Raw genomic sequence first — 16,949 nt, forward strand, 5'->3', positions numbered from 1 at the left:
CCTAAATATGCAGCACTTCCTTGAACGGCTTGATATAGTGCCTAGAGACCGGTACTTTCAGTTTATCGAAACGGGTCATGGTGAGGAGGAGGGTACCGTTATCCTGGGGCTGGATTTCATGGATTTTGGAAAGGTTGACGATGAAACCTTTGTGGGTGCGGAAGAAGCCGAGAGGGGTGAGGGTCTTTTCTGCTTCCCTGAGGGTCATGAAGGAACGGATGATGCCTTCTCTGGTGTAAAAGAGGGTGGAATCCGTTTTTTCCGTGGCAATGAGGAAGATATCTTTCTGTGGTGAAAGGCGGACGGTCCGTCCTTTTGTTTTGAGGGAAATGAATTCCGGGGAAGCGACGATTTCTCCTTCTTTTTCCTCCTGTGACAGAATCTGCTGGCTGTCCCGGAAACGCTGCAGGGTCCTGGCGATCCGTTCGCCGTTATAGGGCTTCATAATGTAGTCGAAAGCTTCGAGATCGAAAGCCTCCAGCGCAAACTGGCTGAAACCGGTAGCAAAAACGATACGGACAGGCATTTTCATGCGATTGATGACTTTGGCTGCTTCCAGTCCGTTCATGACGGGCATTTTGATATCCAAGAAGAGGAGATCTACTATGGGATGCGTTTTAAGGAATTGAATGACTTCTCTGCCGTTGGTGCAGGAGCCGACGATTTCCACATCAGGAATCTGGGAGATGATGTATTTCAATTCTCCCCTTGCCGGCAGTTCGTCATCGGCAATAAGTACTCGAATCATAAGACCTCCTATCTGCCTGCTGCTCTATAGGGCACAGAGGAAATAAACAGGGAAATGGTTCATAAATCATGAAAATAAAGGGATTCAGGAATTTTCTTTCTTTGTCTCTTCCGCAGAAGGCTCATCGGTTTCCAGAGGATTCAATATGATGGGCTTCATGAGGCCAGGGGAGGAAGGCTCTTCCGTTTCCAGAGGATTCAGTGTGATGGGCTTCATCATGTTCAGGGAGGAAGGTTCCTTCTCCTTTATGGAGCTTCGGGGAATCCTGGTAAATACGATGGTCCCTTTGCCCGGGCGGCTGACGATATGAAGGCCGCTCTGGGGACCAAAGGTAGACAGGAGACGCTGGTGCACATTGATGAGGCCGATATTTTTCCTCTTTTTATGAGGGATGAGCAGCTGCTTTCTTTTTTCCGGAGGAATTCCGACCCCTGTATCCAGCACATAAAATTTCAGGTAGTCCGGATGCTCGATGACGCCCACTTTGATTTCTCCGCCTTCCGGTTTGTCGAGAACTCCATGGATAATGGCATTTTCCACCAGCGGCTGGAAGAGGAGGGGCGGGACTTCCACCTGATTGACCAGTTTCTCAGGGAAATCAAAGGTTACGGACAGGCGGTCCGCAAAGCGGGCCTTTTCCAGCTCTACATAGGCGTTGATATCTTTGATTTCTTCTGCCAGAGGGATGAGGCGGTCCGGATTGCTCAGGGACCTGCGGAAATAATCGGACAGGTACCGGATGAGTTTTCTCGCCGTTTCCGGATCATCCCGCACGTAGAAATGAATGGTATTTAATGTGTTGTAAAGGAAATGGGGATTGATCTGGGCCTGAAGGGTCTTGATTTCTGCTTCCTGAAGAAGCTTTTCTTCTTTGAGAAGCTCAGAGTATTCCGTAATGAGTTTAATGATCTGCGCAAGACCGTTTAAAAATTCCAGGTCCGTTTTGGATATGACCGTATCGGAGGGTTTGGAAACATAAATATAGGTAGGATCTCCATTGCCCTGGATCGTTATTTTGCAGAGATGAGGATTGGTAGGAAGCTCCCTCTGGATCTGAAGGATGGATGTTTCCGCCTCCCCCTGGCTCTCATGGGTATTATTTTTATAATTGGTGCTGAAATGGATGGAATAAGGGGTGATGATGGCAGCCCAGATGAGGTTGGGCAGGCCGGAAATGATGATATCCGGGATTTTTGAATTGTCCGGACCCTTTGTACTGTCATGAATGGAATGAATCAGCCGGTTGGCAGAGTTAAATGCATTCCGGATGGTCTCTGATTTTTCCCTTTCCTTTGATTTCACCGTTTTTTCAAGAACCAGGAAGAAAAGGCCGATGGCCGGCACATTGGTAATGATGATGGTGAAAATCATGGAAACAACGGCTTCTACATTGTTGTATACATAGGGCCAGGTGACGAAGGTATAAAGGGACCAGTACACCACTTCAATGAGTGCGCTGTAAATGATGCTCCAGGCCCAGAGATCATCGCCATGCCGTTTGAGGCGCATAGCGATGAGGCCCGCCGCGATACCCTGCAGCATGGAAAGAGAACCATTGATCTGGGCGTAATCGGTATGAATGGTAAATGTACGGAAAATACCAACGATGAGCCCCGTCAGCGTCCCTACGACCGGTCCACCGATGAAGCCGCTCAGTATGATAAAGATATGACGGAAGCCCATGATTCCGCCGGGAGTCTGGAAATTCCACAGGGTGCCGCAGAAACCCAGGATGCTGAAGACTGCGGTGAAGATGAACAGTTCCTTCTTTGTATACCGGCTCTGACTTAAAGCATTGCGGAAGATTTCCGTACGGCTCAGTATGAGCAGGATCAGGAGGAAGATGGATACGCCCAGCCATACGTACTGGATGGCGCTGACTGTTTTCAAAAAGGATGCGGACATGAGTAAAACCTTTCTTTTACATGTAGAAATAAGGAATTGCTCTCATAACGGACGGTCCTGTCAAACCGTTCCTGTTTCTAACCGCCCGTTACACTGTCAAAAATCCAGTTGGCCAGAATGATTCCCGTATAGACCAGAAGGCCAAGGATTGCGAGGGAGGCTATATAAGAGGTGAGCTTCTTCGTCAGGTTGACGTCTACAAAGCACAGGATGACAGCCAGCAGGGCGACGACGCCTCCCAGGTAGTAGATGTAAGGCGGGCTGAGAAGAGTCTGGATCATGATTGGCCTCCTTCCGGACTTGAAATCTGTATCGTTTCCACAGATGGAAATGGTTATGAATCTGATTGAACCTGTTCAGCAGGATAATTCATAGGCTGATATTGCATAGCATAAAACCCTAAATATATAGGGGGGGTAAAGCTAAATAATGATTAAGATGCTATCTAAATTATACTTATAACACGTGCAAATAAAATAATTATTCGTTTTTATTTATTTTCTTTTTACTATATGAGAAGCATGGGGAGAAATGCCACTTTATTTCCGCAACATGACGGATTCAAGGGGGTAAGATGCAGGAAGTATTCCATATTTTTATAGAATCCCCTGAAATCTGATCACTTGAAAAAACTCTCCGGCCGGAGGGCCGGGGAGTGGCGAATGAAAGCGTGATGGATTTATTTTCAAAATCCGGGCCCCAAATAATGGTTTTAAAGAAAAAAGTACAGGATTATCTGTCGGCAGATGCAGCATTTGGCATCTGCTTTTTTATTTCCAAAAGTGAAGGAAGAAATTTGAAGGAACTCGCGGAATGCAAATCAACCGTCCTCCCCGGAGGATACAAAAAATGATGGAGATAAATAGTTCTCATACCCGGCTAAAACCTCTTACCCCCCCTTTTTCCTGCAACTTACCCGTCATTTTTCCCGTTTGAAATTTCCTTCGGGTATGCTTAGGCCAAACGTTAGATGAAGAGTTCAGAAGGAAGGAGGCATCTCTACTGCAAAATAAATCAATTCATAAACATTCATCTGATTGGAAAGGAGAAAACTAAAAAATGGATGTAAAAGAATTTATGAATTCACCTATGATGTGGATCGTATCCTGCTTCATGATCATCAACATCCTCGTCATGGCTGCAGTCTTCATGAAGAGGGCTTACTCCGCAGCTAAAGAAATGGGTATGAAGAGCGAAGACATTATCGCCGGTACCCGTTCCGCAATGATTACCGCAATCGGACCTTCCTTCGCTCCGGTTATTGTCCTCATCGCTCTGATCGCTGTCATTGGCGGACCTACCGCATGGATGCGTATGAACGATATCGGCGCTGCCAGAACCGAACTGGCAATGGCACAGATTTCCGCCAACATGGCCGGCTCCTCCATTGAAGGCAATGCCCTCACCCTGGCAGGCTTCGTATTCATCCTCTGGGGCGCTGCACTGAACAACATGGGCTGGATCATCATCGGCGGCTACGGCGCACCGTTCCTTGATAAAGCTGTTATCTACCTGAGAGAAAACTTCAACGCTGTCTGGGTAAAACTCCTCATGGCAGCTGCTGCACTGGGCCTCTTCTCCACCCTGCTCCTGAATGCAGTTGTTAAGAAGTCCATTAAAATGAACAGCCTCACCGCTGCAGCTATTTCCTTCGTAGTTATGCTTATCATCGGTATCGGCCTGAAAAAGTACAAGAGACTTCAGGAATTCAGCCTTGGTATTTCCATGCTGGTCGGCATGTTTGCTGCCGCAATTATGTTCTAATCGGAGGTGAATAGAATGAATGAACAGGTCGCTCTGAAAAAGTTTAACAGTACCATCAGGGTACTCGGTTATATCTTCGTAACCATCGCACTGGTCTGCAACTTCCTCCCGGCAGTTTATGCATCTATCACCACCGGTGTATTCCCCGCAGTTGGTGATCTCGTAGGACTCTGGGTAGCAGCCCTCTCCGCATTCGGTGTAGGCTGGTTCGTACAGCCGGTTTCCTTCTTCCCGATGGCCAACATGTCCGGTACCTTCATGTGCTGGATCTGCGGCAACGTAGGTGAAATCCGTATCCCTGCAGCTACCATGGCTCAGAAGATTTCCGGATGCGAAGAAGGTTCTCCCCGCGCTCAGGCTATGTCCACCCTCGGTATCGGCGGTTCCATCCTCGTTTCCTGCACCATGATTACCATCTTCACCCTCATCGGTGCCTCTGTTATGCCTTTAATGCCTCCGATCGTCCTCAAAGCTTTCGGCTTCGTTCTCCCGGCAGTTATGGGCGCTGTATATGCTTCCCTGGCAGTTAAGAATGTAGTCCTGGGCGCAGTCGTAATCTGCACTTCCTTCGCAGGCAAGATGATCCTTCCGATGCTCGGTATCCCTGGCGGCTTCCTGATGCTGGTAAACATCATCATCGCAGTCATCGTAGCCAGAATCTACTTCATCGCTACCAAAAACAAGAAAGCTTAAGTAATAGCTTTTGAATCCATTATGTAATGCTTTGTTCTTCTGAACTGTCACCATCAAGTTTGACTGTTTCCTGATAATAAAAATAATAACGAAACAGGTCCATCTATATATTCTTCCTCTCATCCCTCCCCGGTCCTTCCATCCGGGGAGCTTTTTCTTTTCCGGATATTTCCTGGCGGGATAACTGCCGGGTGGAAGTCACCTGTTTCCCAGAGATTCCGCCTCTCTGACCGGAGAGGATCGGGGAGACCGTCAGGCAGCGGGAAGTGAGGAATTTCCCGTATTTCCTGCCTGAAGAGGAGGTAAAGATAGAAATGAAAAGTTCGCAGAATTTCAACAGCTTTTTTCTGCAACTTACCCCCTTTTTTCGTCATGTTAACGGTAAAGGTTATGATAATATAATTGCATGAGGTAATATATAACCATAGCAAGGCGGCTGTATCCTCAATACAGCTGAAACCTCAATAGTTATTTTAAAGGAGGAAATTTCAATTATGGCAAAACCGTTGGATGGAATCACCGTCATCGACATGAGCCGCGTACTGTCTGCTCCGTTCCTGGGCATGATCCTGGCAGATATGGGCGCAAACGTTATTAAGGTAGAAGCACTGGGTCACGGCGATGACTCCCGCGCATACCCCCCATACAAGGGTGACGAATCCACCTACTTCATGGACCTGAACCGCGGCAAACGTTCCATTACCCTGAACCTGAAAGCTCCGGAAGGCAAAGAAATCCTCAAAGGCCTCGTAAAGAAAGCTGACATTCTGATTGAAAACTTCCGTGGCGGCACAATGAAGAAACTGGGCCTCGATTACCCGGTTCTGAAAGAAATCAACCCGGGCCTGATCTACACCCAGATTACCGGCTTTGGTCGTACCGGCCCGAGAGCAACTGCTCCGGCATATGACGTAATCGTACAGGGTATGGGCGGTATTATGTCCATCACCGGCGAAGAAGGCGGCCAGCCAATGAAAGTCGGCGTTTCCGAAGGCGATATCGTTGCAGGCCTCTATGGTGCAATCGGCACTGCATTCGCACTGGTTGCCAAACTGAGAACCGGCGTAGGCCAGCTCGTTGACGTATCCATGCTCGACTGCCAGGCTGCATTCCTCGAAAATGCTATGGTTCGTTACCTGAACGCAGGCGTTGTTCCGAAGTCCATCGGCAACCGTCATGCATCCATCACCCCATTCGAATCCGTTCCCTGCTCTGATGGCTACATCATGATCGCTGTAGGCAACAACAACCTCTTCAAGAAATTTGCTGACATCCTCGGCAAACCGGAACTGGCTGAAGATCCGCGCTTCGCAACTAACCCGCTCCGTACCGCTAACGTAGAAGAACTGAACAAAGTCCTCTTCTCCGTATTCCCGACCAAGACCTGTGCTGAATGGCTCGCTCTCATTGATGCAGCTGGCATTCCATGCGGCCCGATCAACAAGATTCCGCAGGTTGTTGAAGATCCATGCATCAAAGCTCGCGATATGATCGTTTCCTTCCCGCACTCCAAGGAATCCGTCGGCGAAGTTAAATACGTCAACTGCCCGATTAAGATGTCTGAAACCCAGCCTGGCCCGGCATTCGGCGCTCCGGCTCTCGGCGAACATACCGATGAAATCCTGAAGGAATACATGGGCTATGATGACGCTAAGATTAAGGAACTGAAAGACAACGGCGTTTGCTGATCTCCTTTGAAAATCATTCCCACACAAAAGAACCTGTATAACAGCTCAAAGGGGTAATCTGAAAATCAGAAAATCCTGTTCTGCACGAAGCAGAGCAGGATTTTTTGGTAGAAAACAGATTTTCGAAATCTGCCTTTATAAGATGTCATATATAAGGTATAATTTGACTGGAAATATTTTTAGCGCAAGAGGTGTGCCATGGCCGGAAAATCCAATTTCGAAGAAGGAAATCTGTTTTTGCTTTGGGAACTGGAGCAGGAAAAACCTGTAAAAAAGACAGATTTAAAAGCGGAAAGAAAACGAAGGAATAAAAGAGACAGCACGAAGAAAACTGCTGAAAATCAGAAGCCTGCCGCTCCTTTTTTAGAAATGGAACCCGAAAGGACGGCAGCAAACAAGAAGGCGCAAAAGGCGGAAGAGGTGGAATCCTTATTTCAACAGCCCGTAAAGTCTGTGAAATCTCATTCTGCAGACAAAAAAGCAGAAGAAAGGAAAAATCTGCCGGGACCGGCAGCTTCTATTTCGAAGGGCGCTTCTTCTCCGGGAGAAGCAGCCGCCGCAAAGGCATGGAAGGAAAAACTCTGGGAATTTGACCTTACAAAACCGTCACAGTTTATGAAAGATACCATGAAGGAATCCATGCTGGCCGAAGGATTCGGAAAGAGGGAAGCCAATAAAGTCTTCAAAGGCCTTTTCTTCAAGGAGAAGGTGTGCAACACAAGGAGCCAGGCCCTGGAATACCTCATGACCATCCCCAATTCCTATGCGGTGAAATATAAGATAGGCATCCCTCCGTCCCCCCAGATGGAAAAACTGGAAAAGCGGCTGCGCGAAAAAGAAGAGCGCCTTACAGCTTATAAAAAAGAGCAGGCAAAGAAATTCAAGGCTGAATTTCTCACCTGTCCCCACTGTAAATCAAGAGTCAACGCTCATTTCATTCATCCGCCCCTTTGCCCGGTATGCGGGGAAGACCTGCGCTCTGAGACTGCCGTCAAAGCTCTTTCTTCTCTGGAAGAAGCAGTAAAAGACCTCAAAAAGCGATATGAAGATACGGCAAGGAGGTATAACAGCAAATTTACGGGAGGAGAGAAGTGGATTATAAGGCTCGTGAATCCGCTGTATGAGGATGATAGTAAGTAATAAGTGGTTAGCAGTCAGTGATTAGCAGTTAGATTGATCAAATTAAAAAGCCCGCTTCTTACCTGAGGCGGGCTTTCCTTTGCTGCTAAAAACTAAGAACTAAGAACTAACAACTAAGCGATATGAAACCGGGAAAGCAGGCACAATACCTACCTCTCCGGCGGCAGGCCTGCGTATTCTCTGGCAAAGTTGGAGAAATTATCGATGATATATTTCCGGAGCAGTTCAGCCGGGGGAGAAAGTTTTTCGCCTTTCTTCCAGGAAAGGGAGATGTATCTCTGGCAGACAGGGGAAGCAATGGGCACGAGTGCCACGTGATCGCCGCCTACGCCGTGCCAGGTGATGCGGGGAGCGAAGGATACGCCCAGACCTGCCCGGATAAATTCGCGTACCGTCATGGGGCTGTCACTTTCCAGCACCACATGGGGCACGAAACCGGCCATACGGCAGTAATAATCGGTAATGGTGCGCAGATTGACCCCGGATTCCATGGAAATAAAATCAGCCTTTTCAAAGTCTTCCAGATTGACCGAAGACTGGCGGGCGTGGGGATCCGTATCCGGCATGGCCAGCATGATATCTTCCTTCAAAAGAGTCAGGGAATGGTCATTCTCGATAGGATTGATGGAAGAGGACAGGAAGAGATCCACATGGTTCTGTCCGGCCTGATTAGGCTTACTGAGCTGCTGGAGGATTTCAAAGCGGATATCCGGATGTTCCTGGCGGAAGCGGGTGAGGAAAGACGGGATAATCATGGATGCGGCAAAGAGGGAAATGGTGACCGTCAGCTTCTGCGCTTCCTTCGTCTCAGCCAGTTCCTTCTGGGCACTGTGAAGCTCCTGCATAATGCGGTTTGTATGGCGGAGCAGGATTTCACCATACTTGGTGAGAACGATATTTCTTCCGCTTCTTGAAAAAAGCGGCACCCCCAGTTCCGTTTCCAGCACTTTGATGGTATGGGAGAGGGAAGGCTGGGAAATATGGAGAGCCTCCGCGGCCCGGGTGAGGTGCTGGAGCTCCGCTGTTTTCTGGAAATAGCTTAAAGCAAGAAGCGTTAATTTCATAAGTATCCCCTGAACTTTCCTTGGAATGAAGATTGATAGTTACTTTACACTAATTATACACTGCAGGCTATCAATAATCAATAAATGGGGTAATTCATGCATTGGAATAAAGACATATACGGGAAATTGTTATTATTTCGTAAGATATATATAGGAATGGAAAACAATGGCCTATGAATAGAAGAAAACTAAAGGATTGGCAGTTTTTGAATCGGGGCCATCGGGGATCTCGGGAGTAGTTTCGGGAGTATCGGGAAGGTGGCGGCCTGATGGCCGCCAATTTTATATGGGGAATGTGCACAGATGGGGTGAAATGCCTTTAGTGTAAGCATCCCGGCCGCGAGAAGATGAAGGGTTAATGGGTAAATATGCCATGTTTGACTGGCCCCATATATACTCGTGCCACATCAGCGGCACACCTTCCCGACAGCCCCGACAATCCCGGTATTCCCGACAACCCCGATTCAAAAGCGATTATACCTTCAGCTTCCTTTTCAATATATAATCTACTCTGAGAAATCCCCATAAATACTCGTGCCGCGTCAGCGGCACACCTTCACGAACAACGAATCACGAAGAACGATGAGCACAATTGACTCGATCCTTAAAAATCGATAACGGAAAATGATCAATTTTTACCTGTTCCATACGAAAAAAACATTGACAGAAATCGCCTCCAGTGCAAAAATGTATTTGTCTATCAATTAGAAAAGGAGTAAAGACATGGAATTATTTATTGATACCGCTGATGTTGAAGCGATCCGCAAAGCCAATGATATGGGCTTTATTTCCGGTGTAACCACCAATCCGTCCCTCATCGCAAAGGAAGGGAAGGATTTCCATTCCACTATTAAAGAAATCGCCTCCATTGTGGACGGACCTATTTCTGCGGAAGTCCTTGCCGATGATGCAGAAGGCATGGTAGAAGAAGGCAAAGTCCTTGCAGGCCTTGATCCCCATGTAGTCGTCAAGATCCCCATGACCCCGGAAGGCATGAAGGCTGTGAAGAGACTTTCCAAACTGGGCATCCGCACCAATGTGACCCTTGTATTCTCTGCCAATCAGGCGCTCCTCGCTGCCCGTGCAGGCGCCACTTATGTAAGCCCCTTCGTCGGCCGCATCGATGATATCGGCTGGGATGGAGTGGAACTGATCCAGACCATTTCCGAAATTTTCGAACTTCACGGCATTGAAACAAAGATCATCGCCGCTTCTATCCGCAAGCCCCAGCATATCACCCAGTGCGCCCTGGCCGGAGCCGATATCGCGACCGTTCCTTTCCAGGTCCTTATGGATGCCATGAAACACCCGCTCACCGATAACGGCATTGCCCGTTTCAAGGCTGACTGGGCAGCGGCAAACATGAAGTAATTTTGGGAAATACCTGTCCTGACATTTTTCCCCCAAAATAAAGGGAAAAGGGGAAAGGGATAAGGGAAGGATATGGTTTGCTGACGCAAACCAATCATATATAGTGCGCTTGACGCACGGGCCTCTGGCCCCTTTGGACATTTGCCCTGCTCCTGCCCTGAATATAAGAAATAAAAAGAGACTTGCCGAAGCCTTTCCGGCGGGTCTCTTTTTTATGGAAGCTTTTGCCGCCTGTTCTATACTTTTTCTTTTTCCGGAGAAATCTATTATAATAGATTCAGAAGAATGAATGAAATCTGGTCGTATCTGACGACTACAAACTAAAAACTAACCACTAACCACTAACCACTACAAACCGGAGGTTTCCATGAAAAAGAAAATTCCTGTATCCATGACGAAAACGGAGCGCATTGCGGCGGCAATCCGGGGGGAAATGGTCGATAAGGTGCCTTATTCTCTCTGGTCCCACCTGCCGGTGATCGATGAGGACCCGCTCCTCAATGCGGAGCATACCTATGATTTTTACAGGAAATATGATGTAGATATCCTGAAAACCATGAATAACGGTATGTACAGCGCGGCGGCTTTTGGCTGCGATATCGATTCCTCCGATGTTCCAAAGGGAGGCGTGTGCCGCATTACATCCACCCCGGTGAAAGAGCCGGAGGACTGGCTGAAGGTCATGCCTGTATCCCTGAACGGGGGCACCCTGCAGCGGGAGCAGGAATATCTGAAGCTTCTTCTCCGCAAAACAAAGGGAGAAGTGCCGGTGGTCTTTACCATATTCAGCCCCCTGACCACGGCCAATAAACTCTGCCCCCATATGATGGACCATATACGGACGGGTCATGGAGAAAAGGTGAAGCAGGCGCTGAAGGCCATTACTGAGACCACCTGCGCCCTGGTGCAGCGGGTCATCGAGCTTGGGGCAGACGGTATCTTCTTTGCGACCCAGCTTTCTTCCTACAGCCTTACAGAGGAAAATTTCTACCGCGAATACGGCATGCCCTACGATCTGGCCGTGCTCTCCGCCTCTTCCGGCTGGTGCAACGTGCTTCATGCCCATGGGAAGGACATCATGTTTCCGCTGCTCCGGAAATATCCGGTCCAGATTTTCAACTGGCACGCCTGGGAGTCCCTCCCCACGATTTCCGAAGCCCGGCTCATGACAGGCAAATGCATCATGGCAGGCCTGGAACGGATGGATATTACGGACCATCATAAGAATGAAATCGAATACCAGATCTACGAGACCCTGCGTCAGACCGACGGCAGGAAAGTCATCCTCTCCCCGGGCTGCGTCATCCGCTATCCCCTGGACGAAGAAATGCTTCTCTTCGTGCGGAAAGCAAAGGAAGAAATAGAGGGGAAGATGTTTGGAAAGTAACTGTGAGATGGAAGAAAACTTTAAGTAAAAATATGTGAATCGTTCTTCGTTATTCGTTGTTCGTTCTTCGTGAAGGTGGCGGCGCAGCATCAAAGGCGCCGCTTTTGATTTATAATCAGAAAGCCCGCTTCGTGGTCTGAGGCGGACTTTTTTGATAGTTGATGGGTAACAGGTAATGGCTAACCACTAACCACTAGAAACTAAATATCCCTATTTCCCACTACAATTCCTGTGAGGATGGCAAGAATTCCTGCCCACTGGAGTGGAGAAATGGATTCACCCAGTACGAGGAGGGCAAGAAGGAGGGATACCGGCATTTCAGAAGCGGCGAGGATGCTTCCCAGGCCCGGTCCCACATGGGGCATGCCCCAGGCGAGCAGGAAGGGAGGGAGGGCTACGCCGAAGAGGCCCAGCACCAGGGCATAGGGAAGAAGGGCGGTCCATTCGCCGGGAGTCAGGAGAAAGACCGGTGGCAGCAGGAGGAAAGTGAGGATCGTATCTCCCGTGGCCAGAAGGGCGCCCTTCATGGCAGGCGTCAGACCTTTTCCCAGATAAGAGCTCAGAGTGATGATGGAAGTATAGGCCAGGGCGGAAAGGAGGCCCCAGATCATGCCGGAGGAGAAAGTGAAATTTCCCAAATCCTCAAGCCCTGCGGCCAGCGCAGTTCCCAGAAGGCAGAGAATGATGGAAATCAGTTTCTTCGGCGTTGGAAATTTCCTGGAAATGAGAGCTTCCGCCACCGAGCCCATCCAGATAGACTGGAAGAGGAAAACCACGGCCATGGAAGCAGAGAGAGTCTCCAGGGAATGATAATAAAAAATCGTGGTGAGGGCCATGGGAATGCCTGAGAGCAGCAGGGAAAGGACCTGCCTTTTCGTCACCTGCCCTTTCCCTGTGAAAAAGACGGCCATCCACAGAAAGAGCATGCCGAAAAGACACTGGGTCCCGCTGACATCGGAAAGATTGAAACCCGCATCATAGGCAAATTTCACAAACGTGGAAAGCACGCCATAACAGGCGCCGGCGGAAAAGACGAGGAAGGGATAGAAGAATTTTTGCATAGAATCTCCGAATTGATGGGGTAACTTTCATCTTTGATAACTTTTAAATCGGGAATCTCGGGGTTGTCGGGGTTCCCGGGGATGTCGGGAAGGTGGCGCCCTGAGATCATAAAGGCGCCTTTTATATGGGGAATAGCAGTTGACCGTTAGTAAATAGGATCGAAAGAGAATCCATCAAAAAAACGCACAGTACGTAGGTACCGTGCGGCGAAAACAGATTTCTCTACAAAAATCCACAACAAGTTTTGATTCGGTTATAGAGTATCATAAGAGTCCGTAATTTTCAATAACTTTTGTATAGAGTTATCAGTTAGCTGTGATCATCTTTATTTCGAAAGGAAACTATCTGGCGGGAAAGCTGTACATTGAGCTTAATGGTTAATGGGCCGGTTGGCTGCAGGATAGAATGATGGCTGAAATTTGAAAAAACTGTACATCGTGGTTAATGGTTAATCGTCCCGCCGGCTTCATCGTAGGGAGGAACTGTCTTCCCTATAAACTGTTCATTGGGGTTAATCGTTAATGGCTAATGGATTCACAGGAATTATTTCAAAAGGAAACTGTCTTATGAGAAGCAGTACATTTCATTAATCGTTCAGCATGCCATGTTTGATTGGCCCCATTTATAATCATGCCGCGTCAGCGGCACACCTCCCCGATAGCCCCGACAGCCCCGGGAATCCCGACAACCCCGATTCAAAAGTAATTACACCTTCAGCCTCCTTTCCTCTATGTAATCCTCTCTGGCGGAAGCCCATATATACTCGTGCCGCTTCGGCGGCACACCTCCCCGATAGCCCCGACAGCCCCGGGATTCCCGACAACCCCGATTCAAAAGTAATTACACCTTCAGCCTCCTTTCCTCTATGTAATCCTCTCTGGCGGAAGCCTATATATACTCGTGCCGCGTCAGCGGCACACCTCCCCGATAGCCCCGACAGCCCCGGAAATCCCGACAACCCCGATTCAGAAGCATTACACCTTTAGCCTCCTTTCCTCTATGTAATCCTCTCTGGCGGAAGCCCATATATACTCGTGCCGCGAAAGCGGCACACCTTCCCGACAGTCCCGATAGTCCCGATAACCCCGGGATTCCCGATTCAAAGTTTTTTCTTCCTGCAGGTTCCTCTTTGACTCAAATCAGCCATTTCCTGCCGAAATAACCACTAAAAAATGCCCCTCTGTCGAGGAGCACTTTTTATTTCTCTATTTCCTTATTTCTTTTCGACTGGCGGAAAGGTGGAAATCTGGGAGGAGGGGTTGTAACGGAGGCGGGAAGCCAGGACTGCGTAGATTACGAGGCCCATGGCGGTGACGAATGCGCCTTCGAAAATGACTGCCCAGCCGCAGCCGTATACAGCGTAGCAGGAGTAGATACCGCCGACTACAGCAGCGATATTTGCTTTTCTTGCATGTTCAGGGCTGATGCCTTCTGCTTTCTGCAGATCCGGTACGGCGGCCATAGCCAGGAGGTAGGGGATCAGATTGATCATGACTGCCAGGTTAATAAGGATATTGAACTGTTTCAGGAGCGTCGGGCTCATGGTGGACAGGGTCATGGCAATCTGGATAGCCAGCAGGGATCCGATCGCTACATAAGGAGAACGGAAACGGTTAACCACGGAGAGGAATTTCGGGAAGAGGCCGATGGAGGAAGCTTCACGGGCCACTTCGGAAACGGTGAACTGCCATGCGGTAAGGGATACGAAGCAGGAGCATACGAGCATGCAGGAAACGATGTAGCCTGCAGTGGGTCCGAACATGGCCGCATAAGCGAGGCCGAAAGGTGCGCCTGCATTCATCAGTTCAGTGTAGGGAACAAGTCCGCCGATGATGGAGGTGGAAATGGTATAGCAGGTGCCGGCAAGCATGGTGCCGCACATAACGGCAATCGGCACGTTCTTTTCCGGATTTTCTACGGTATCGGAGTTTGCGCAGGCGGTTTCAAGACCAAGGAATGCCCAGATGATGACTGCAATGGAATCTTTCATGCATTCATAGAAAGGCATATCGCTCGGGTTCCATGCAGTGACATAGATATCCGGATCGAAATAGAAGAAACCGAAGAGCAGAAGGCCGATGACCGGGGTAACGACACAGGTAACGCCGAGAGAAGTGAATTTACCGAATTTTTTCGGGCCTACCAGGGAAATCGTAGCTGCAATGGTCAGGACGCCTATGGTTGCAGCACATACTTCTACCGGATCCAGCTTCAGACCGAATACGAAGGATGCATAGCTGACGACGCCGGAAGCGATAGCTACGTTGGCGATGATCAGGGAAATGGTATAGGTGAAGTTAGACAGGAAATTGCCGGCCCTCCCGAAACGGTATTCCGCATAACCGCCCATACCGCCAACTTTCTTGGTCAGCATGCCGCAGCGGGCAAATGCGTAAGCCAGGATGGTGGCTCCGATGGATGCAAGGATCCAGGAGAAAATAGATATGGTTCCGATGCTGGCAAGCGTTGCCGGCAGAAGGATAATGCCGGAACCCATCATGTTGATTGCAGTGACTGTGGTAAGCTGTACCACTCCCATTTTTTTGCTCTTAGACAATGTTGTTCCCTTCTTTCTTAAAACATACCGCATCATCAGGCGGTGGGGAAAAAGTTGTCCCGGAAAGAATCCGGAGGGATAAAAATGATGCAGTCTGATTTCCTCAAGGCATGCATAGACCCCATTTGCTTTCTACAGGTGAAAGAAACAGGGCAAAAAGAAAACCGTCCGCTTCATTTAAGCGGTTCGCAGCTCAACTGCGCACAAAGGCAGGGCGCGAGTGAATTTTTATTTACTGAAATATACCATAAACAGGGGGTGATGACAAGACCTTTTTTTGAAATATTTCAGGAAAATTTTTCATAGCAAGTCCTATGGAAAATTGAGAACTTTGAAGGAAAATGGAAGAAAATGAAAGAAAATGACAGCCATCATGGATTGGCATGGATTGGCATGATATATCATATTTTGCAATGAAATTTCATGACAAAAATTGAGTACTCTCAAAAATGCCCATTTTATGCCGCCTCCGGGGTTTTCCGGGAATTGGAACCAATAAATATTCTGCATAAATATCCAATTATGCCGTTTCTAATTTCATATTTCTGTATAAACCCTGAAATGCTAACAGCCCCGTACCGCCCCAAATGGGCTGAAAATGCCCCAGAAAGTCTGAAATGGCCAAATTTTTCTAAATAATTGAGAATTACAGCGTCTAAATGAAAATGACAGTTATTTTTTTACGTGTCCTAAAAAATATTTTTATAAGTTTGAGGCGGGGGAGAAATGGGCCGGGTCACTGGAGAATGAAGAGGATGGGTGTGGTCCGTGGAGCTGTACATTGGGTTAATGGTTAATTTTCCGGGTGGCTGGAGGATGAAAGGGATGGCTTCAGTCCTTGGAACTGAACATAGAGGTTAATGGTTAATTTTCCGGGTGGCTGGAGAATGTAGGGATGGCTGTAGTCCGTGGAGCTGTACATAGAGGTTAATGGTTAATGTGCCGGGTGGCTGGAGAATGTAGGGGATGGCTGCAGTCCGTTGAGGCTGAACATAGAGGTTAATGGTTAATGTGCCGGGGCGCTGGAGGATGTCGGGGTGGCTGCAGTCCGTGGAGCTGAACATAGAGGTTAATGGTTAATGTGCCGGGTGGCTGGAGAATGCAGGGAATGGCTGCAATTCGTGGAACCGGGCATCAGGTTAATGGTTAATGGGCCGGATCAATGGTGAAAGCAGGGATGGCAATATTTCGATAATTAACCATTAACTCCGATGAGCAGTTTTCCATAAGACCGTTTTCTTTCGGTAGATAGCCCGCGGGAGGATTAACCATTAACCTCATTGTACGGTTTTCCATAAGACAGTTTCCTATCGGAAGATAGCTCGCGGTACGATTAACCATTAACTCCAATGAACGGTTTCCCATAAGACCGTTTCCTTTCGGGATAGAGCCTGCGGTACGATTAACCATTAACTCCAATGAACAGTTTTCCGTAATACCGTTTCCTTCCGGCCCAAAAATATCCTTTCGAACTTAGTGTAAAATTTTACTCGGTAGGGGAATTTTTCCAGAAACAATAAAAAAGGAAAGCCTCCCTTTGAGTGGAAATGTTATAATTTCCGTGCACAAA

Annotated in this window: 15 protein-coding genes; 7 read left to right on the plus strand and 8 right to left on the minus strand. The window is 48.3% G+C overall.

Annotation, left to right across the window (positions count from 1 at the left end; genetic code table 11):
* Position 1: 1 nt before the first annotated feature.
* The 3 genes from QZN42_RS04160 to QZN42_RS04170 all read right to left on the minus strand — a co-directional run bounded on the left by QZN42_RS04160 (position 2) and on the right by QZN42_RS04170 (position 2,934).
* Positions 2-748, minus strand: coding sequence for a LytTR family DNA-binding domain-containing protein (locus tag QZN42_RS04160; RefSeq protein WP_296954547.1), 747 nt, complete (start codon positions 746-748; stop codon positions 2-4).
* Positions 749-832: 84 nt separating this feature from the next.
* Complete coding sequence (locus QZN42_RS04165; protein WP_296954549.1) at positions 833-2,653, minus strand: histidine kinase; 1,821 nt, start codon at positions 2,651-2,653, stop codon at positions 833-835.
* A 77-nt stretch (positions 2,654-2,730) separates the two neighbouring features.
* Positions 2,731-2,934, minus strand: a complete 204-nt coding sequence (locus tag QZN42_RS04170) for a hypothetical protein (protein ID WP_296954552.1) — start codon at positions 2,932-2,934, stop codon at positions 2,731-2,733.
* 778 nt (positions 2,935-3,712) lie between these two features.
* Between QZN42_RS04170 and QZN42_RS04175 the strand changes: the two genes are divergently transcribed.
* Both QZN42_RS04175 and QZN42_RS04180 read left to right on the plus strand, forming a co-directional pair.
* A complete protein-coding gene (locus QZN42_RS04175) occupies positions 3,713-4,417 on the plus strand; it encodes a DUF5058 family protein (protein WP_296954553.1) in 705 nt (234 codons plus the stop codon).
* A 15-nt stretch (positions 4,418-4,432) separates the two neighbouring features.
* Positions 4,433-5,110: a hypothetical protein gene (locus QZN42_RS04180; protein ID WP_296954555.1), complete on the plus strand. Its 678-nt coding sequence runs from the start codon at positions 4,433-4,435 to the stop codon at positions 5,108-5,110.
* A gap of 103 nt (positions 5,111-5,213) precedes the next feature.
* Here QZN42_RS04180 and QZN42_RS04185 read toward each other — a convergent pair whose 3' ends face one another.
* Entirely contained in the window at positions 5,214-5,447 is a 234-nt protein-coding gene (locus QZN42_RS04185; protein WP_296954558.1) for a hypothetical protein, read from the minus strand.
* A gap of 157 nt (positions 5,448-5,604) precedes the next feature.
* Between QZN42_RS04185 and QZN42_RS04190 the strand changes: the two genes are divergently transcribed.
* Both QZN42_RS04190 and QZN42_RS04195 read left to right on the plus strand, forming a co-directional pair.
* Positions 5,605-6,798, plus strand: a complete 1,194-nt coding sequence (locus QZN42_RS04190) for a CaiB/BaiF CoA-transferase family protein (protein ID WP_296954559.1) — start codon at positions 5,605-5,607, stop codon at positions 6,796-6,798.
* Between the two features lie 198 nt (positions 6,799-6,996).
* On the plus strand, positions 6,997-7,938 hold the full coding sequence (locus tag QZN42_RS04195) for a hypothetical protein (RefSeq protein WP_296954561.1): 942 nt from the start codon (positions 6,997-6,999) through the stop codon (positions 7,936-7,938).
* A 149-nt stretch (positions 7,939-8,087) separates the two neighbouring features.
* On the opposite strand, the gene QZN42_RS04200 is transcribed toward QZN42_RS04195, so the two are convergent.
* Positions 8,088-9,002, minus strand: coding sequence for a LysR family transcriptional regulator (locus QZN42_RS04200; RefSeq protein WP_296954563.1), 915 nt, complete (start codon positions 9,000-9,002; stop codon positions 8,088-8,090).
* 723 nt (positions 9,003-9,725) lie between these two features.
* Here QZN42_RS04200 and fsa point away from each other — a divergent pair.
* The gene (fsa, locus tag QZN42_RS04205; protein WP_296954564.1) at positions 9,726-10,373 is read left to right on the plus strand and encodes a fructose-6-phosphate aldolase; all 648 of its coding nucleotides are present in this window, start codon (positions 9,726-9,728) and stop codon (positions 10,371-10,373) included.
* A gap of 367 nt (positions 10,374-10,740) precedes the next feature.
* Entirely contained in the window at positions 10,741-11,760 is a 1,020-nt protein-coding gene (locus QZN42_RS04210; RefSeq protein WP_296954565.1) for a uroporphyrinogen decarboxylase family protein, read from the plus strand.
* A 200-nt stretch (positions 11,761-11,960) separates the two neighbouring features.
* Here QZN42_RS04210 and QZN42_RS04215 read toward each other — a convergent pair whose 3' ends face one another.
* Positions 11,961-12,821, minus strand: a complete 861-nt coding sequence (locus tag QZN42_RS04215; protein ID WP_296954567.1) for a DMT family transporter — start codon at positions 12,819-12,821, stop codon at positions 11,961-11,963.
* Positions 12,822-14,035: 1,214 nt separating this feature from the next.
* Positions 14,036-15,379 carry a putrescine-ornithine antiporter gene (potE, locus tag QZN42_RS04220; RefSeq protein ID WP_296954568.1) on the minus strand — a complete coding sequence of 448 codons (1,344 nt, stop codon included), beginning with the start codon at positions 15,377-15,379 and terminating at the stop codon, positions 14,036-14,038.
* 84 nt (positions 15,380-15,463) lie between these two features.
* Here potE and QZN42_RS04225 point away from each other — a divergent pair, with 84 nt between their 5' ends.
* Positions 15,464-15,685, plus strand: coding sequence for a hypothetical protein (locus QZN42_RS04225; protein WP_296954569.1), 222 nt, complete (start codon positions 15,464-15,466; stop codon positions 15,683-15,685).
* 840 nt (positions 15,686-16,525) lie between these two features.
* Here QZN42_RS04225 and QZN42_RS04230 read toward each other — a convergent pair.
* Positions 16,526-16,675 carry a hypothetical protein gene (locus QZN42_RS04230; RefSeq protein ID WP_296954572.1) on the minus strand — a complete coding sequence of 50 codons (150 nt, stop codon included), beginning with the start codon at positions 16,673-16,675 and terminating at the stop codon, positions 16,526-16,528.
* Positions 16,676-16,949: the final 274 nt, after the last annotated feature.

The sequence above is a fragment of the uncultured Dialister sp. genome (genome assembly GCA_900314595.1).
GTDB lineage: Bacteria > Bacillota > Negativicutes > Veillonellales > Dialisteraceae > Dialister.